The sequence below is a fragment of the Pseudomonas sp. P5_B3 genome, assembly GCF_056400405.1.
The window spans coordinates 93,995-112,623 of record NZ_JBFULI010000003.1; the positions used below are offsets into that span (position 1 = coordinate 93,995).

Here is an 18,629-nt window from a genome sequence, read left to right on the forward strand (position 1 = left end):
GACTTCTCCTCCTTAATTGATCGGGTGCTGGCGCAGGAAATCGGCGGCAACGGCTGAAGGACTTTGGTGCTCGACGTCGACCCGGGCGTTGAGCTCGCGCATGGTGTTGTCGTCGAACAGTTCCGCCAGCGGCTTGAGCTGTGCGGCCAATTGCGGATGCGCATCGAGGTAGGCCTGACGCACCACCGGCGCGGCGGTGTAGTCGGGGAAGTAGTGCTTGTCGTCCTCCAGCAGCTTCAGCTTGAAGGCGTTGAGGCGACCGTCAGTGGTGTAGACCAGACCGGCAAACACTTGCCCGTTACGCAGTGCGGTGTAGACCAGGCCGGCATCCATCTGCCGGATGTTCTTGCGGGTCAGGTTCATGTCGTAGAGCTTGACCATGCCATCCAGACCGTCCGAACGGTTGGCGAACTCGGTATCCAGCGCCACCAGGTTGTTGGTATCGGCTTCCTTGCGCAGCACCGTGTTCAGCTCACTGATGGTGTTGATGTGCGGGTATTGGTCGGCGACGTTCTTCGGCAGGGCGAGGGCGTAGGTGTTACTGAATTTCGACGGGGTGAGCCAGACCAGGCCTTTTTTTCCGTCGAGTTCTTTTACTCGTGCGTAGGACTGTTCGCTGTCGAGTTTTTCAGTGACATGGTTGTAGGCCACCAGCGAAACGCCAGTGTATTCCCAGAGCATGTCCAACTGGCCACTTTCGTGGGCGCTGCGGGCCAGATTGCTGCCCAGGCCGCCGGTCACTTGCACCTCGTAACCCTTGGTGCGCAGGTACTGCGAAGTGATTTCCGCCAGCAGGGTCTGTTCGGTGAACACCCGGGCGCCGATGCGGATCAAGGGTTTGTCAGCGGCTTGGGAAAATCCTGCGAACAGCAGGACGCAGCCTAGTAAAAAGCTTGAAGTTTTCATGACGATTCCTTTGCCGAGGCTTAAGACGGGCGCAAGCCGCGTTCGAGCCAGAGGCGGCTGGCGAGTGTCACCAGGCCGTCGAGCAACAAGGCCAGCAGGGCGGTGCAGGCCGCGCCGAGCAGCAATTGCGGCTGATTGTTCAGGGCGATGCCGGGGAAGATCAGGCTGCCGAGACTGTTGGCGCCGATCAGGAACGCCAGCGGCGCCGTCCCGACATTGATCGCCAATGCCACGCGCACGCCACCGATGATGATCGGCACGGCGTTGGGCAATTCGACTTTCCACAGCACCTGGAGCGGGGTCATGCCGATGCCGACGGCGGCTTCCTTGAGCGAGCCCTGAACGTTTTTCAGGCCTTCGTAGGTGTTGCGCACGATGGGCAGCAAAGAGGCGAGGAACAGAGCGAAGATGGCCGGGCCGCTACCGATGCCGAGAATGCCCAAGGCGATGGCCAGGACGGCCAGGGGTGGAACGGTGTTGCCGATGTTGAAGAACTGCATGAAGCGTTCGGCACGGCCGACCATGGACGGGCGGCTGAGGAAGATACCGGCAGGAATGCCCACGACAAGGGCGGCCAGCATGGACGCGAGGACGAGAACCAGATGAGCTTGCAGGTAAAACAACAAATCGTCGCGGTAAAGTTCGATCGTATTGATGCCGATCCAGTGGATCAGCAGGGCCAGAAGGGCGATTACCAGCGCGCCTCCTATCAGCCCTTTGCCATAGTGGATAGCCACAGGCGGACTCCTTTTTTCAGTCGGCGAACACTTTTTCGTGTGGCAACGCCATTCCTGGCTGCCGAAAAAATGCTCGCGATAAGCAGCTCATGCCGAGCGCATTCCAATGTAGGAGCGAGCTTGCTCGCGATGGGCGTCAACGATAACGCTGGGTACCTGAATGTACGCGTTGTCTGGACGTTTTTCGCGAGCGAGCTCGCTCCTACCGTGTAATGCGTACGGCTTATCGAGCCATGAGCACAGCCTCGTCAGGCCGAATTGCAGGTGTTTCAGGCCCCCGACGAGTGGTCGTAACGGGGGAGTGGACGTCTCCGTGCTTTAAAAGGTTCCCATCTGAAGCAGCATTTGGCCACCCCTGATGTGCTCAACGGTTCGGTTCTTCGATCAACTTGGGCTATAATCTGCGCCCTTTTTTGAATCACCTGCCAGGCGATTTCCCATGACCAAACAGGCCGCCGAAGTCGCGAAACGCCGCACTTTCGCCATTATTTCCCACCCCGATGCCGGTAAGACCACCATCACCGAGAAGCTCTTGCTGATGGGCAAGGCGATTGCGGTAGCCGGTACGGTGAAATCGCGTAAATCCGATCGCCATGCCACCTCCGACTGGATGGAAATGGAAAAGCAGCGTGGTATCTCCATTACCACGTCGGTCATGCAGTTCCCGTATCGCGAGCACATGATCAACCTGCTCGACACCCCGGGCCACGAAGACTTCTCCGAAGATACCTACCGCACCCTGACGGCGGTGGACTCGGCGTTGATGGTGCTCGACGGCGGTAAGGGTGTAGAGCCACGGACCATCGCCCTGATGGACGTCTGCCGTCTGCGTGACACGCCGATCGTCAGCTTCATCAACAAACTCGACCGTGACATCCGCGACCCGATCGAACTGCTCGACGAAATCGAAGCCGTCCTCAAGATCAAGGCGGCGCCGATCACCTGGCCGATTGGTTGCTACCGTGACTTCAAAGGCGTGTATCACCTCGCCGATGACTACATCATCGTGTACACCGCCGGTCACGGCCACGAGCGCACCGAAACCAAGATCATCGAGAAGCTCGATTCCGATGAAGCCCGTGCGCACCTGGGTGACGAATACGAGCGTTTCATCGAGCAGTTGGAACTGGTGCAGGGCGCCTGCCACGAGTTCAACCAGCAGGAGTTCCTCGACGGTCAACTGACCCCGGTGTTCTTCGGTACGGCGCTGGGCAACTTCGGTGTCGACCACGTACTCGACGCCGTCGTTGATTGGGCACCCCGTCCGCTGGCACGCGTGGCCAACGAGCGCACCGTGGAGCCGGTGGAAGAGAAGTTCTCGGGCTTCATCTTCAAGATCCAGGCGAACATGGACCCGAAACACCGCGACCGTATCGCCTTCATGCGTATCTGCTCCGGCAAGTACGAAAAAGGCATGAAGATGCGCCACGTGCGCACCGGCAAGGACGTGCGGATCGGCGACGCGCTGACCTTCTTCTCCTCCGAGCGTGAGCAGCTGGAAGAAGCGTTTGCCGGCGACATCATCGGCCTGCACAACCACGGCACCATCCAGATCGGCGACACCTTCAGCGAAGGCGAAGCCCTGGGTTTCACCGGCATCCCGCACTTCGCCCCGGAACTGTTCCGCCGTGTGCGTTTGAAAGATCCGCTGAAATCCAAGCAATTGCGCCAGGGCCTGCAACAGCTGGCCGAAGAAGGCGCGACCCAGGTGTTCTTCCCGGAGCGCAGCAACGACATCATCCTCGGCGCCGTCGGTGTGCTGCAGTTCGATGTGGTCGCCAGCCGTTTGAAAGAGGAATACAAGGTCGAATGCTCCTACGAGCCAATCACCGTTTATTCCGCGCGCTGGATCGAATGCAGCGACAAGAAGAAGCTTGAGGAATTCTCCAACAAGGCTGTGGAAAACCTGGCACTGGACGGCGGCGGTCACCTGACCTACCTCGCGCCTACGCGGGTCAACCTGGCACTGATGGAAGAGCGCTGGCCGGATGTTAAATTCCGTGCGACGCGTGAGCATCACTAAGCACTGAGCTGCAAAATTCAAAAGCCCCGTTGCGAAAGCCTCGGGGTTTTTTATTGTCCGCATTTCCATGATTGACGATGGATCCCTGTGGGAGCGAGCTTGCTCGCGATAGCGGTGTGTCAGTCGACATTAATGCTGGCGGCAGGTCCGTCATCGCGAGCAAGCTCGCTCCCACAGGATTCTTCGGTGTTAGTTGAATTTGGAATCGCCCCTATTCCAAACCAGTCTCCAATCCAAGGGCATTTCCGCGGGTTCGACAACGTCCAATCTGGAGAACCCGGCTGATCGGAACTAGATTTCACTCAGCACCAGACAGGCACTCTACGAAAGGAAGGAATCGGCTATGAACAGGTTGTTTCGCGTTTTACTGCTGTTGAAGGTGATGGTGATGCTCTCGCTCGGAACTTCGATGGCGTGGGCCGAGTGTATCGATCATGGGGAGCAGGCTTCGAGCGGGCAGGCGGGTTATGCGGGGTTGATGCTTGCCAAGTCCGAATCGGAACCGGGAGATCAAGGGCAGGGTGGCGCTGACAACGACGATGACTCGACTACCGACGAGCCGGACTCCGATGAAGAAGAAGGTGACAGCCAGACCTAGTCGCTCAATGGCAAGTAAAAGAAAACCCCTTCTGCCTGACTGATGCGCAATCGAGGCGGAAGGGGTTTGGTCAACGCATCAAGAGTTTGAGCAGCTCAATCCCTGTAGGCGCTAGCCTACTAGCGATTGCGGTTTGTCAGTAAACAGAAATGTTGACTGGTATGTCGCAATCGCCAGCAGGCTGGCTCCTACAGTTTTTTATGCCGCGCCGTCGAGGAATTGCTCGGCGTAGTGGCAAGCCACCTGGCGAGTGTCGAGCAGGCGCAGGGCCGGCTCTTCAGTGCTGCAACGCTCGGTGGCGTACGGGCAGCGCTTGTGGAAAGCGCAGCCGGACGGCGGGTTCAGCGGGTTGGGCAATTCGCCGACGATCTTGATTTTCGGCTTGTTCGGATCCGGGTGGATGGCTGGCGTCGCCGACAACAGCGCCTGGGTGTAGGGGTGCAGAGGACGGGAGTAAATATCCTCTTTCGGGCCCATTTCCACCGGGCGACCGAGGTACATCACCATCACGTGGTCGGCAACGTGGCGTACCACCGCCAGGTTGTGCGAGATGAACACATAGGCGGTGTTGAACTCCTGCTGCAAATCCATGAACAGGTTGAGCACCTGCGCCTGAATCGACACGTCCAGCGCCGAAGTCGGTTCGTCCGCTACCAGCACTTTCGGTTGCAGCATCATCGCCCGGGCCAGGGCGATCCGCTGGCGTTGACCGCCGGAGAACATGTGCGGATAACGCTGGTAGTGCTCGGGACGCAAGCCCACCTGCTTCATCATCGCCTGGACTTTCTCGCGACGTTCCGCGGCGCTCAGGTTGGTGTTGATCAGCAGCGGCTCACCCAGTTGATCGCCGACTTTCTGCCGAGGGTTCAACGAGGCGTACGGGCTCTGGAACACCATCTGCACGTCTTTGCGCAGTTGTTTGCGCTGGGCCTTGTCGGCACCGGCGACTTCCTGGCCGGCGATTTTCAAGGACCCGGAGGACGGCTCTTCGATCAGGGTCAGGGCACGGGCCAGGGTGGACTTGCCGCAACCCGACTCGCCGACGACGGCGAGGGTCTTGCCGGCTTCCAGTTCGAACGACACGCCGTTGAGGGCGCGCACAGTGGCGTGACCCTTGAACAGGCCTCGGGACACCTCGTAGTGACGGGTCAGGTCGCGGGCGGTAAGAACGACGGCCATTACGCCACCTCCTGGTTCAGCGGGTAGAAGCAGCGAGCGAGGCTGTTGCTTTTCTGGTCTAGTGCCGGACGTTGTTGACGGCAGTTGTCTTTCACGTAAGGGCAGCGCGGCGACAGCAGGCAACCCTGCGGGCGGTCGTAGCGACCGGGCACGATGCCTGGCAACGTCGACAAACGCGCGGCGCCCAGGCTGTGTTCCGGAATCGCCTTGAGCAGCGCTTCGCTGTACGGGTGTGCCGGAATGTCGAACAGTTGCGGCACCTGACCGACTTCGACCGCTTGCCCTGCGTACATCACGCACACGCGCTGGGCGGTTTCGGCAACGACCGCGAGGTCGTGGGTGATCAGCACCAGGCCCATGTTCTGCTCTTTCTGCAACGCCAGCAGCAGGTCCATGATCTGCGCCTGAATGGTCACGTCCAGCGCCGTGGTCGGTTCGTCGGCGATCAGCAGTTTCGGTTCGCCGGCAATCGCCATGGCAATCGCGACGCGTTGGCTCATACCACCGGACAGTTGATGCGGGTAGGCGTCCATTCGGCTGGCGGCACCCGGGATTTCAACTTTTTCCAGCAGTTCGATAGCGCGCTTGCGCGCGGCCTTGCCGGACATTTTCAGGTGCAGGCGCAGCACTTCTTCGATCTGGAAACCCACGGTGTAGCTCGGGTTCAGCGCGGTCATCGGATCCTGGAAGACCATGGACAGGTCTTTACCGACGATCTGTCGACGCTGGCGATTGTTGAGCTTGAGCATGTTCTTGCCGTCGAAATTCAGGGCGTCGGCGGTGACGATCCCCGGATGCTCGATCAGGCCCATCAGCGCCATCATGGTCACGGACTTGCCGGAACCCGATTCGCCAACGATGGCCAGCACTTCGCCCTTGTCCACTTGCAGGTCGAGGCCATCGACCACTGGCGTGGCGTTTTTGTCGCCGAAGCGAACGTTGAGATTCTTGATTTCTAACAGTGACATGGGAATCTCCTCAGGCGGCGTTCTTGAGTTTCGGGTCCAGCGCATCGCGCAGGCCGTCGCCCATCAGGTTGATTGCCAGCACGCTGAGCAAAATGGTCAAACCAGGCAGGCTCACCACCCACCAGGCGCGTTCGATGTAGTCGCGAGCCGAAGCCAGCATGGTGCCCCACTCAGGGGTTGGCGGTTGTACGCCAAGGCCGAGGAAGCCCAGTGCGGCGGCATCGAGGATCGCCGAGGAGAAGCTCAGGGTGGCCTGAACGATCAGCGGCGCCATGCAGTTAGGCAGCACGGTGACGAACATCAGGCGTGGCAGGCCGGCACCGGCCAGGCGCGCGGCGGTCACGTAGTCGCGGTTCAGTTCGCCCATCACCGCAGCGCGGGTCAGACGAACGTAGGACGGCAGGGACACCACGGCGATGGCGATCACGGTATTGATCAGGCCAGGGCCGAGGATGGCGACGATCGCCACGGCCAGCAGCAGGGACGGCAGGGCCAGCATGATGTCCATCAGGCGCATGATGGTCGGGCCGACCACGCGCGGGAAGAACCCGGCGAACAGGCCCAGCAGGATGCCCGGAATCAACGACATCACCACCGATGACAAGCCGATCATCAGTGACAGGCGCGAGCCAGTGATCAGGCGCGACAGCAGGTCGCGGCCCAGTTCGTCGGTACCGAGCAGGAATTGCAGTTGCCCACCTTCCAGCCAGGCCGGCGGGGTCAGCAGGAAATCGCGGTACTGCTCGCTCGGGTCGTGGGGGGCAACCCACGGGGCGAAGATCGCGCAGAAAATCACCAGCAACATGAACATCAGGCCGGCGACGGCACCTTTGTTCTTGGAGAACGCTTGCCAGAATTCTTTGTACGGAGACGGGTACAGCAGGCTTTGATCGACTGCTACCGATGGAATTGGAGTGGTCATGGTCATGATCTCAGCGCTGGTGACGGATGCGTGGGTTGGCAAAGCCGTAGAGGATGTCCACTACGAAGTTGACCACAATCACCAGGCAGGCGATTAACAGGATGCCGTTTTGCACGACGGGGTAATCCCGCGCGCCAATGGCTTCGATCAGCCATTTGCCGATGCCCGGCCACGAGAAGATGGTCTCGGTCAGAACCGCGCCGGCCAGCAGGGTGCCGACTTGCAGGCCGACCACCGTCAGCACCGGAATCAGCGCGTTGCGCAGACCGTGCACGAATACCACGCGCGACGGAGACAGACCCTTGGCCTTGGCAGTGCGAATGTAGTCTTCACGCAGCACTTCGAGCATCGACGAACGGGTCATCCGCGCGATCACCGCCAGCGGGATGGTACCCAGCACGATGGCCGGCAGGATCAGGTGGTGCAGGGCATCGAGGAACGCGCTGACGTCATCGGCCAGCAGTGTATCGATCAGCATGAAGCCGGTGCGTGGCTCGATGTCGTAGAGCAGGTCGATCCGCCCGGACACTGGGGTCCAGCCCAGCGACACCGAGAAGAACATGATCAGGATCAGGCCCCACCAGAAGATCGGCATCGAATATCCCGCCAGGGAGATGCCCATCACCCCATGGTCGAACAGGGATCCTCGCTTGAGTGCCGCGATCACCCCGGCCAAGAGGCCCAGGACACCGGCGAACAACAGCGCGGCCGAGGACAGTTCCAGGGTCGCGGGGAACAGAGAGGTGAATTCGGTCCAGACGCTTTCACGGGTACGCAGGGATTCACCGAGATCGCCGTGGGCCAGTTTGCCGATGTAATCCAGGTATTGGGCATACAGGGGTTTGTTCAGACCTAGGCGTTCCATTGCCTGAGCGTGCATTTCGGGATCGACCCTGCGTTCTCCCATCATGACTTCCACGGGGTCGCCCGGGATCATGCGAATCAACGCGAAAGTCAGCAAGGTGATACCGAAGAACGTGGGGATCAGTAACCCCAGTCGGCGGGCAATAAAACTAAACATCGTGTGTTGTACCTCATCAGCCGGTTAGGCGTGCCCGGCATGCCTGGGTCAGGCATGCCGGGAGTTTTCTTATTACTTCACCTGGGTGGTGGCGAAGTTATTCGTGGTGAGGGGGCTAATGTGATAGCCCTCTACGTTGTTGCGCATTGCGGTAAACATTCGAGTGTGCGCCAGGCTGATCCACGGCTGGTCCTGGTTAAAAATAACCTGGGCCTGCTCGTACAGGGCTGCACGCTCGGCCGGGTCGGTTTTTTCCCGGGCCTGATCGATCAGGGCCTGGAACTTGTCATTGCACCAGCGTGCGTAGTTTTCGCCGTTCTTGGCCGCCTCACAACTGAGCATAGGCGTCAGGAAGTTATCCGGGTCGCCGTTATCGCCCGCCCATCCGGCGGAAACCATGTCGTGCTCGCCGTTTTTGGCGCGCTTGAGCATTTCGCCCCATTCCATCACGCGAATGTCGATCTTGATCCCGACCTTGGCCAGGTCGGCCTGCATCATTTGTGCACCGAGCATCGGGTTCGGGTTGGTTGCACCGCCTCCGTTGCGGGTGAACAGGGTGAAGGTGGTGCCTTGCGGTACGCCGGCTTCCTTGAGCAGGGCACGGGCCTTCTCCAGGTCACGGGCCGGGTTCTTCAGTGTGTGGTTGTAGCCCAGCAGGGTGTCCGGGAACGGGTTGACTGCGGCTGTTGCGTTGCCCTTGCCGAACAGCGTGTTGACAGCAGCTTCCTTGTCGAAGGCGATATCGATGGCTTTACGCACCCGTACATCGCTCAGGTACTTGTGCGTGGTGTTGATGGCGATGTACGCGACAGTCATCGCATTCAGCTCATCGACCTTCAGCTTGTCGTCTTTCTTGATGCTCGGAATGTCATCCGGTTTTGGATACAGCGCGACCTGGCACTCGTTGGCCTTGAGCTTCTGCAGGCGCACGTTGTTGTCGGTGGCGATGGCCAGGATCAACGCATCGGCCGGTGGCTTGCCACGGAAGTACTCCGGGTTGGCCTTGAAGCGAACCTGGGCGTCCTTGTTGTAACGCTGGAAGACGAACGGGCCGGTGCCGACTGGTTTGTTGTTCAGGTCGCCGGTCTTGTTGGCCTTGAGCAACTGGTCGGCGTACTCGGCGGAGTAGATCGAAGAGAAGGCCATGGCAATGTCGGCCAGGAACGGTGCTTCAGGACGGGTCAGGGTGAACTTGACCGTGTTGTCGTCGACTTTCTCGACGCTCTTGAGCAGCTCCTTGAAGCCCATGCTTTCAAAGTACGGGAAGCCCACGCTCGACAGTTTGTGCCACGGATGATTCGGGTCCAGCTGGCGCTGGAAGCTCCAGACCACATCGTCGGCATTCATGTCGCGGGTCGGCTTGAAGTATTCGGTGGTGTGGAACTTGACGCCTTTGCGCAGGTGGAACGTGTAGCTCAGGCCGTCTTCGCTGATATCCCAGGAATCGGCCAGCGCCGGAATCACTTCGGTGGTACCGGGTTTGAAGTCTGCCAGGCGATTGAAGATGGTTTCGGCCACCGCATCGGCTGTGACTGCAGTCGTGTACTGGACCATGTCGAAGCCTTCGGGGCTGTTTTCGGTACAAACCACCAGCGGTTTGGCCGAGACACCGACAGCGACACTGAGCAACGCAGCCGCGATGGCCGCACGTAGGGGAAGCATTTTCATCAAGAACCCTCTGCAATCAGTTAAAGGACAAAAGCCGAACGGCCAATTCGTCAATGAATCAGCCGTTCGGCAGCGGCATTACAGGATGTTGAACGGAACCGTGGTCACGAGACGGAACTCGTTGATGCTGCCGTCAGCCTGGTTTTCGCTGGCACGGTGAGCGGTGTAGGTGCCGCGGATCGTGGTGGCCTTGAGCGGGCCGCTCTGCACGGCGTAGGTTGCGCCGATGCCGTATTCATAGTGGTGTTCGCCATCCTGGGACTGGATGCCGTCGTAACCCTTGCCGGCCACGCCGCCGTTGCCGGTGTAGTGAGTACCGTCGATACCCCAGCCGCGAGCCTGGTAGATGTTGAACTTCAGGCCCGGCACGCCGTATTCGGCCATGTTCAGACCGTAGGCAACCTGGAACGATTTTTCGTTCGGGCCGTTGAAGTCCGACAGCAGGGAGTTGGCCAGGTAGATGCCGTTGGTTTCGTGCAGGTAGTCGAAGTACTCGTTACCGTTCACTTCCTGGTACGAGAAGGTCAGGGTGTGGGCCTGGTGGGTCAGACCGAACGACAGCGAGTAGGTGTCGTTGTCGATATCGCCGATCAGGGCTTTACCGGTTTCCTTGGTTTTGTAGTAGTTCAGGCCGGTGGTCAGGCTCAGTACCTGGCTGTCGCCCAGTACGTGAGAGGCGCCGAAGTAGTACTGGTTCCAGATGTCTTCAGCCTGGGTCGCCCAGAGGCTGGTGGTCAGGCTGGCGAGCGGGTTGTAAGTGATACCGCCGGTGTAGATGTGGTCGGATTCGACGATGCCGTTGGCGTATTCGGTGCGGAATTTGCGCAGGCTTTCTTCGGTACGCGGAGAGTTGCGGTCGAAGGTGGCCAGGTCGAAGGCCAGGTTGTTCAGTTCTTCGCTGTGGATGGCCACGCCCTGGAAGCTCGAAGGCAGTGCACGGTTACCGATCACGTCGACCATCGGGCTGCTGAAGTTCATGCGGCCGGCGGTCAGGGTGCTGTTGGAGACACGGGCCTTGACGTTGGCCAGGCCCAGTTTGCTCCACTGGCCTTGAGCGTCGCCGCCTTCCTTGGTCAGGGTACGGTTGTTGCCCGCGCCTGGACGAGAGCCCGGTGCGCCACCGTTGTTGGACGCCAGGTCTTTGCGGTCCCGGTCCAGGGCAACGGCGTTGTAGGCGGCGACTTCAGTGCTGAAACCGACAGTGCCTTCGGTGAAGCCCGAGTTGTACTTGAGGATGGTGCCCTGGACCCAGTTGATCCGGCGATCGGTCGGGGTCGAAACGCCGTCCTTCTTGTAGGCGAACTTGGCGCCGCGTTGCAGTTGTTCGTTGGCGTACCAGTTACGCGTGGTGCCGGTGATCGACTGGCCTTCGACAAAGCCGGTGGCTTCACTTTGGGCGCTTTTCTCGTTCACGGTAACCGGGGTGAAGGCCTGGCTTTGGGTTTCTGCGTAAGCCGTGGCGGTTACGCTGCTTATGGCCAAGGCCAATAACGCGGTGCTGCTCAGTTTCATGGGTAAAGCTCCTTACTTTCTATTTTTATGCCGGTCTTTTTTTGTGATCCGGCTATTGGTTTAGAACTCATTCACGGCATCGCAAACGTTTGCTGTCGGCCAAATTGGCAAAAGACGGCAAAGCGTCTGCGTGAGGGCGGAAAATCTGCCCCCCGGCATTTCTGGCTAATCGGTTATTTTTCTATGCTGACACCCGAGAAAACGTTGCGACCGAACGGGCTCACTTTGAACCCTTCGATTTTGGCGCTCAGCGGCTGGTTGACCGTTGAGTGGGCGACTGGCGTGATCGGCACTTGCTGCTTGAGCAACTGCTGCGCCTGTTTGTAGAGCAGGGTGCGCTGGTCGCGATCGGTGACGACCTTGGCCTGCTTGATCAGCTTGTCGTAGGCCGGATCACACCACATCGAGTAGTTGTTACCGCCAATGGCGTCGCAACTGTAGAGCGTGCCCAGCCAGTTGTCCGGATCACCATTGTCACCGGTCCAGCCGATCAGGCTGATGTCGTGTTCGCCGTTCTTGGTGCGCTTGATGTACTCGCCCCACTCATAGCTGACGATCTTGACCTTGAGGCCGATCTTCGCCCAGTCAGCCTGGAGCATTTCGGCCATCAACTTGGCGTTGGGGTTGTACGGACGCTGGACCGGCATGGCCCAGAGGGTGATTTCAGTGCCCTCCTTGACGCCGGCAGCCTTGAGCAGCTCCTTGGCTTTTTCCGGGTTGTAGGCGGCGTCCTTGATCGTGTCGTCGTAGGACCATTGGGTCGGCGGCATGGCGTTGACCGCCAGTTGTCCCGCACCCTGATAAACGGCATTGAGAATGCCTTGCTTGTTCACCGCCATGTCCAGCGCCTGGCGTACTTCGAGCTGGTCGAACGGTTTGTGGCGCACGTTGTAGGCGATGTAGCCGAGGTTGAAGCCAGGCTTCTCGATCAGTTGCAGGGCCGGGTCGTTCTTCAGCGCGGTCACATCGGCAGGGCGCGGGTGCAGGGTGATCTGGCACTCGCCGGCCTTGAGTTTCTGCACGCGCACCGAGGCGTCGGTGTTGATGGCGAAAATCAGGTTGTCGAGCTTGACCCGGCTCGGGTCCCAGTAGTGCTGGTTGCCGGTGTAACGGATGTTCGAGTCTTTCTGGTAGCTCTTGAACACGAACGGTCCGGTGCCGATCGGCTTCTGGTTGATGTCGCTCGGCTTGCCTTCGGCGAGCAGCTTGTCGGCGTATTCGGCCGAAAGGATCGCGGCGAAGCTCATGGCGATGTTCTGGATGAACGCGGCGTCCACGCTGTTGAGCGTCATGACCACGGTCAGCGGCCCGTTTTTTTCGACCTTGGCGATGTTCTTGTTCAGGCTCATGCCGTTGAAGTACGGAAACTCTGTCGGATATGCCTTACGGAAAGGCTGTTGCGGATCGAGCATGCGATTGAACGTGAACAGCACGTCATCGGCATTGAGATCGCGGGTCGGCGTGAAGTATTTGGTGGTATGAAACTTCACCCCTTCGCGCAGGTGAAAGGTATATTTGAGGCCGTCCTCGGAAATATCCCAGCTCGTGGCCAGGCCCGGTACGACGTTGGTTGCGCCTTTTTCAAACTCTGCCAACCGGTTGTACAGCGGTTCGGCGGCGTCGTTGTCGGTCGCAGTGGTGTACTGCGCCGTGTCGAAACCGGCGGGGCTGCCTTCGGAGCAGAACACCAGGCTGTTGTTGGCGGCCTGGCTGATGGAAGTGGCGGCCAACAGGCCGGTGCCCAGCAATGCGGATAAAACCAAGGTATGGCGCATAACGCTTCCTTTTCTCTCAAAGTGTTGTCAATGAGCCGCCGTCCCGTCTGCGGACGTAGAGGCATCATTGATTTCAAGCCATGCACGCAGCAGTAACCGATGACCCACGCATGCGCTGGTCGGATCCCGACGGTATGAGCCACGGGTCCGGCAGTAAATGCGTAAAGTCCTAAAGGCTCGTAGGAAATGGCGACGCGTCCTCCCCCGATGCTGTAGTCAGCTGCGGATTTGGATGTAGGCAAATTCCTGCTTGCTCGGTAGATAAAGCAACGGCGACGTCAGAAACGTCGCCGTTGCAATGTCTTACTTGCTGACGCTGACGCCGTAGAAGGAGTTCAAGCCAAATGGGCTGATCTTGAAATCCTGCACGTTGTCGCGCATGGGTTGGAACACCGTCGAGTGAGCGATAGGTGTCATAGGCACAGCATCTTTGAGCACGTGTTGCGCCTGCTTGTACAGTTCGGTGCGTTTGGCCTGATCGGTCGTACGCTTGGCTTCCTTGACGATGCCGTCGAACTTCTTGTCGCACCATTTGGAGAAGTTGTTGCCTTCCAGCGAGTCGCAGCCGAACAGCACGTTCAGCCAGTTGTCCGGATCACCATTGTCACCGCTCCAGCCAATCAGCATCGCCTGGTTCTCGCCACCTTTGGAGCGCTTGATGTACTCGCCCCACTCGTAGCTCTGGATCTTGACCTTGAGGCCGATCTTGGACCAGTCGGACTGCAGCATTTCTGCCATCAGTTTGGCGTTCGGGTTGTACGGACGCTGTACCGGCATCGCCCAGAGAACGATTTCGGTGCCATCTTTCACGCCGGCTTCCTTGAGCAGCTCCTTGGCTTTCTCAGGGTTGTACGGCGCATCCTTGATGGTGGTGTCGTAGGACCATTGGGTCGGCGGCATGGCGTTGACCGCCAGTTGGCCGGCGCCCTGGTACACGGAGTCGATGATCTGTTGCTTGTTGACCGCCATGTCCAGCGCCTGGCGCACCTTCAGCTCGGCCAGCGGGTTCGCATCGGTTTGTCCCTTGACCTTGGGCATCACGTTGTAGGCGATGTAACCGAGGTTGAAGCCAGCCTGGTCAGGCACCTTCAGGGTCTTGTCTTCCTTCAGCGCTTTCAGGTCGGCCGGACGAGGGAACAGGGTGACCTGGCACTCGTTCTTCTTCAGCTTCTGAATACGCACCGACGGGTCGGTAGTGATGGCGAAGATCAGGTTGTCGATCTTCACGTCGTCAGGCTTCCAGTAGTCCTTGTTCCCGGTGTAGCGGATGTTGGAGTCTTTCTGGTAGCTCTTGAACACGAACGGGCCGGTGCCGACCGGCTTCTGGTTGATGTCGGCGGCCTTGCCTTCCTTGAGCAGCTGGGCGGCGTACTCGGCGGACTGCACGGAAGCGAAGCTCATGGCCATGTTCTGGATGAACGCGGCATCAACTTCTTTCAGAGTGAACTTGACCGTGTGGTCATCGACTTTATCGATCTTGGTGATGTTGGTATCCATCCCCATGTCGGTGAAGTACGGGAATTCGGTCGGGTACGCTTTGCGGAACGGGTCATCCTTGTTAATCATGCGATTAAAGGTGAACAGCACGTCGTCGGCGTTGAACTCACGAGTCGGCTTGAAATACGGGGTAGTGTGGAACTTGACGCCTTCACGCAGGTGGAAGGTGTAGGTCAGGCCGTCATCGGAGACGTCCCAACTGGTTGCCAGACCAGGAGTAACGGCGGTGCCGCCGCGCTCGAACTGGGTGAGGCGGTTGAACATGGTTTCTGCAGAGGCGTCGAAGTCGGTTCCGGTGGTGTATTGACCTGGATCGAAACCGGCCGGGCTCCCTTCGGAGCAGAACACCAGGTTAGTCGCTGCTTGGGCGAACGGTGCGCTGGCTAGCAAGCTTGCGCCAACTAAGAACGGAATGACCGCGTGTTTAAGCATGGTGGCCTCATGATTTGTTGTCATTTTTGGAATTTGAGGACGACCTCGTGAGTCGTGCCTGCGGATACTTATGCAGGGGCCATACCCAATGCAAGATCCAGAGTGACTACAAGCCTGAAACGGTGGTACGAACGTACCTTAATGTCGCATTTGTATAAATCCTGCCGCATTTAACCGTTTGCGCGGCATTTTTACGGTGCAAACGACGCACTTTCACGGTGCGTCCTGAGCGCAGGGTGCTCCCGATCAGGGCGGGGTGTTACTTATTCATACCCCGTTTTGTGGGGTGGGTATGGCGTGAATAAGAGTGGTTATTGTTGCACCGATAGTGGCCAGTCAATCTCAGTTGCACCCGGTGCAACTGCCGGCTTTTCCCGGTGGACTCTCCAGTTATAGCTCATGCCTGAAAACAGTCCCCTCCAAAAAAATAAAAAAACGGCGATCATGTGAGTGATCGCCGTTTTTTTTTTAAAAAGGCTATCGATTCAAGGCATCAGCACTTCAATCGATCCATCGGCGGTCATGCTGACCTGGCTGGTGCCGGCTTCAACATCTGGCGTCACCGGTGCGGCGTCCATGGCGGCGGCTTTCATCATCATCGGCGCGCGCAGGTAAGGCTGTGGATAACCGTTGCTGTTGAGGTTCAGGTTGACGATTTTGTAGCTCTTGCCGCCCAGAGCATCAGTCGCAAGCTGGGCGCGGGCCTTGAAGGCGGTCACGGCGTCCTTGAGCAGGGCGTCTTCGCTGGCTTTGCGGGTCGGGGTGGCGATGGCGAAGTCCATGCCGCCCATTTTGAGGTCGGTGAGCAGCTCGCCGGTCAGCTTCGACAGCGCGGCGAAGTCCGAGCTTTCCAGGCGCAATTCGGCGCGCTCGCGCCAGCCGGTGATTTTCTGGCCCTTGGTATCGTAGATCGGGTAGCTGTTGCGACTGCCCTGACGCAGGGTGATGTCCTTGACTTTCTTGGCCTGGGCCAGCGCCTTGTTCATTACAGTGCTGACGTCGGCGGCGAGTTTGGCCGGGTCGCTGTTCTGTTCTTCGGTGTAGAGGGTCACGATCATCAAGTCGCGGGCCACTTCCTGACTGACTTCGGCGCGCAGGGAAATCTGGTTGTAATGCAGCTCGTCGGCGGCCAGGGCCGGGAGGCTGGCGACGGTGCCAACACTCAGGGCGAGGAGGGCGGCGCTGCGGCGGAATGTGTGCATGAAGGCTCCTTGGAAGGTGCGCAGGGGTATGGTCCGGGCCTGCGTGAAACCATCAGACTCTAGCTTTTATGCTCCGGTTCGCACAGTTACAACTTCTATACAGATGGGTCGTTAGGGGCCGCTTCGCGGCCAATCGCGAGCAAGCTCGCTCCCACAGGAGTGCGCATTCCAAATGTGGGAGCGAGCTTGGTCCGGGCGGCGTTCCGACGATGGCGGCCTTACAGGCGCAGCGGATCTTCCGGTCCTGTGGCCGTTTGCCGCACTTTTGCCTGTCAGCCCCCGTGCTTGGTTATACTCCCTGCGATCCGCCTGGAGCGCTCATCAGGAGAGCTCATGCTCGCCCCCGTTCAAATCACTTCCGCCACTCGCCAGAATCTCTGGCGGCTGACGTTCATCCGCACCTTGGTGCTGGCCGCACAGGCCGGTTCCGTGGGCCTGGCCTACTGGCTCGAATTGCTGCCACTGCCCTGGTTTCAATTGGCCGCGACCCTCGGTTGTTCGATGCTGTTGTGCGTGTTCACGGCGATTCGCCTGCGTACCTCGTGGCCGGTGACCGAGCTCGAATACGCCGTACAACTGGCCTGTGACCTGTTTATCCACAGCGCCTTGCTGTATTTCTCCGGTGGCTCGACCAACCCCTTCGTCTCCTATTACCTGGTGCCGTTGACCATTGCCGCGGTGACGTTGCCATGGCGTTACTCGGTGATCCTGTCGGGTATCGCGCTGACGATGTACACGCTGTTGCTGGCACAGTTCTACCCACTGCAAACCTTCCCGATCGCTCGGGAAAACCTGCAGGTGTACGGGATGTGGTTGAGCTTCGCCCTCGCCGCCGCGGTGATCACGTTCTTCGCCGCGCGCATGGCCGAAGAGCTGCGCCGTCAGGAAGAGCTGCGCGCCATTCGTCGCGAAGAAGGCCTGCGCGATCAGCAACTGCTGGCCGTCGCCACCCAGGCCGCCGGCGCGGCCCATGAACTGGGCACGCCGCTGGCGACCATGAGTGTGCTACTCAAGGAAATGCGTCAGGACCACCATGACCCGATGTTGCAGGATGACCTGAGCGTGCTGCAGGATCAGGTCAAGTTGTGTAAAGAGACCCTGCAGCATCTGGTGCGCGCCGCCGAGGCCAATCGCCGGTTGGCGGTGGAGATCCAGGACGTCACCGATTGGCTTGATGAAGCCCTCAATCGCTGGCACCTGATGCGCCCGGAAGCCAGTTATCGCTTCCAGCGCCTCGGCCAGGGCCCGGTACCGCGCATGGCGCCGCCGCCGGACTTGACCCAGGCCTTGCTGAATCTGTTGAACAACGCCGCCGATGCCTGCCCCGAAGGGCTGCAAGTGACGCTGGACTGGGATTGGGAAAACCTCACCATCAGCATTCGTGATCATGGCGCCGGTGTGCCGCTGGCCATCGCCGAGCAAATCGGCAAACCGTTTTTTACCACCAAGGGCAAAGGCTTCGGCCTGGGCCTGTTTTTGAGCAAGGCCAGCGTGACACGCGCCGGCGGCTCAGTGAAACTCTACAGTCATGAGGAAGGCGGTACGCTCACCGAGCTGCGCCTGCCCCGTGTCGCCCGAGGAGACGAACATGAGTGAAGAGATCCAAGTCGAAGGCGAAGAACTGCCGCATTTGTTGTTGGTCGATGACGACGCCACATTCACCCGTGTCATGGCCCGCGCCATGGCCCGCCGCGGTTTTCGCGTCAGCACTGCCAGTTCCGCCGAAGAAGGCCTGGAACTGGCCAAGGCCGATCTGCCGGATTACGCCGCCCTGGACTTGAAAATGGACGGCGATTCCGGCCTGGTGCTGCTGCCCAAGTTGCTGGAAATGGACCCGGAAATGCGCGTGGTGATTCTCACTGGTTATTCGAGCATTGCCACCGCTGTCGAGGCGATCAAGCGCGGTGCCTGCAATTACCTGTGCAAACCGGCGGACGCCGACGACGTGCTGGCGGCGCTGCTGTCCGAACACGCCGACCTCGACAGCCTGGTGCCGGAAAACCCGATGTCCGTGGACCGCCTGCAGTGGGAGCACATCCAGCGCGTGCTGACCGAGCACGAAGGCAACATCTCGGCCACCGCCCGTGCCTTGGGCATGCACCGCCGCACTCTGCAGCGCAAACTGCAGAAGCGCCCCGTTCGTCGCTGAACCTGCGCTGAACGAATGCAGGCCGTATCTCACGATAAAC

At 59.5% G+C, this 18,629-nt stretch carries 15 protein-coding genes; 4 read left to right on the plus strand and 11 right to left on the minus strand.

Features of this window, described 5'->3' with window-relative positions:
* Positions 1-12: 12 nt before the first annotated feature.
* Together AC1DRN_RS03350 and AC1DRN_RS03355 are read right to left on the minus strand one after the other, a co-directional pair.
* Positions 13-906, minus strand: coding sequence for a glycine betaine ABC transporter substrate-binding protein (locus tag AC1DRN_RS03350; RefSeq protein WP_223458635.1), 894 nt, complete (start codon positions 904-906; stop codon positions 13-15).
* A 20-nt stretch (positions 907-926) separates the two neighbouring features.
* Positions 927-1,643, minus strand: a complete 717-nt coding sequence (locus tag AC1DRN_RS03355; protein ID WP_223458637.1) for an ABC transporter permease — start codon at positions 1,641-1,643, stop codon at positions 927-929.
* A gap of 439 nt (positions 1,644-2,082) precedes the next feature.
* On the opposite strand from AC1DRN_RS03355, the gene AC1DRN_RS03360 reads away from it, so the two are divergent.
* Together AC1DRN_RS03360 and AC1DRN_RS03365 are read left to right on the plus strand one after the other, a co-directional pair.
* Positions 2,083-3,666 (plus strand): peptide chain release factor 3, encoded by a 1,584-nt coding sequence (locus tag AC1DRN_RS03360; RefSeq protein WP_056728283.1) that lies wholly within the window; start codon positions 2,083-2,085, stop codon positions 3,664-3,666.
* Positions 3,667-4,009: 343 nt separating this feature from the next.
* Complete coding sequence (locus AC1DRN_RS03365; protein WP_223458639.1) at positions 4,010-4,264, plus strand: hypothetical protein; 255 nt, start codon at positions 4,010-4,012, stop codon at positions 4,262-4,264.
* A 198-nt stretch (positions 4,265-4,462) separates the two neighbouring features.
* Here AC1DRN_RS03365 and AC1DRN_RS03370 read toward each other — a convergent pair whose 3' ends face one another.
* The 9 genes from AC1DRN_RS03370 to AC1DRN_RS03410 all read right to left on the minus strand — a co-directional run bounded on the left by AC1DRN_RS03370 (position 4,463) and on the right by AC1DRN_RS03410 (position 16,440).
* A complete protein-coding gene (locus AC1DRN_RS03370; protein ID WP_223458641.1) occupies positions 4,463-5,443 on the minus strand; it encodes a peptide ABC transporter ATP-binding protein in 981 nt (326 codons plus the stop codon).
* A complete protein-coding gene (locus AC1DRN_RS03375; RefSeq protein ID WP_008051721.1) occupies positions 5,443-6,411 on the minus strand; it encodes an ABC transporter ATP-binding protein in 969 nt (322 codons plus the stop codon). Before AC1DRN_RS03375 ends, AC1DRN_RS03370 begins: the two co-directional genes overlap by 1 nt.
* Positions 6,412-6,421: 10 nt before the next feature.
* Positions 6,422-7,333: an ABC transporter permease subunit gene (locus AC1DRN_RS03380; RefSeq protein ID WP_223458643.1), complete on the minus strand. Its 912-nt coding sequence runs from the start codon at positions 7,331-7,333 to the stop codon at positions 6,422-6,424.
* A gap of 10 nt (positions 7,334-7,343) precedes the next feature.
* The gene (locus AC1DRN_RS03385) at positions 7,344-8,354 is read right to left on the minus strand and encodes an ABC transporter permease subunit (protein ID WP_223458645.1); all 1,011 of its coding nucleotides are present in this window, start codon (positions 8,352-8,354) and stop codon (positions 7,344-7,346) included.
* A 72-nt stretch (positions 8,355-8,426) separates the two neighbouring features.
* Positions 8,427-10,022 (minus strand): ABC transporter substrate-binding protein, encoded by a 1,596-nt coding sequence (locus tag AC1DRN_RS03390; RefSeq protein ID WP_223458648.1) that lies wholly within the window; start codon positions 10,020-10,022, stop codon positions 8,427-8,429.
* Between the two features lie 78 nt (positions 10,023-10,100).
* Positions 10,101-11,534 (minus strand): OprD family porin, encoded by a 1,434-nt coding sequence (locus AC1DRN_RS03395; protein ID WP_223458650.1) that lies wholly within the window; start codon positions 11,532-11,534, stop codon positions 10,101-10,103.
* A gap of 173 nt (positions 11,535-11,707) precedes the next feature.
* Positions 11,708-13,309, minus strand: coding sequence for an ABC transporter substrate-binding protein (locus AC1DRN_RS03400; RefSeq protein WP_223458653.1), 1,602 nt, complete (start codon positions 13,307-13,309; stop codon positions 11,708-11,710).
* Positions 13,310-13,612: 303 nt separating this feature from the next.
* Complete coding sequence (locus tag AC1DRN_RS03405; RefSeq protein ID WP_223458655.1) at positions 13,613-15,238, minus strand: ABC transporter substrate-binding protein; 1,626 nt, start codon at positions 15,236-15,238, stop codon at positions 13,613-13,615.
* 485 nt (positions 15,239-15,723) lie between these two features.
* The gene (locus AC1DRN_RS03410) at positions 15,724-16,440 is read right to left on the minus strand and encodes an SIMPL domain-containing protein (RefSeq protein ID WP_223458658.1); all 717 of its coding nucleotides are present in this window, start codon (positions 16,438-16,440) and stop codon (positions 15,724-15,726) included.
* 333 nt (positions 16,441-16,773) lie between these two features.
* Here AC1DRN_RS03410 and AC1DRN_RS03415 point away from each other — a divergent pair, with 333 nt between their 5' ends.
* Together AC1DRN_RS03415 and AC1DRN_RS03420 are read left to right on the plus strand one after the other, a co-directional pair.
* Positions 16,774-18,036, plus strand: a complete 1,263-nt coding sequence (locus AC1DRN_RS03415) for an ATP-binding protein (RefSeq protein WP_223458661.1) — start codon at positions 16,774-16,776, stop codon at positions 18,034-18,036.
* Positions 18,029-18,589 (plus strand): response regulator transcription factor, encoded by a 561-nt coding sequence (locus AC1DRN_RS03420; protein ID WP_007981466.1) that lies wholly within the window; start codon positions 18,029-18,031, stop codon positions 18,587-18,589. The genes AC1DRN_RS03415 and AC1DRN_RS03420 overlap by 8 nt, the downstream gene beginning before the upstream one ends.
* Positions 18,590-18,629: the final 40 nt, after the last annotated feature.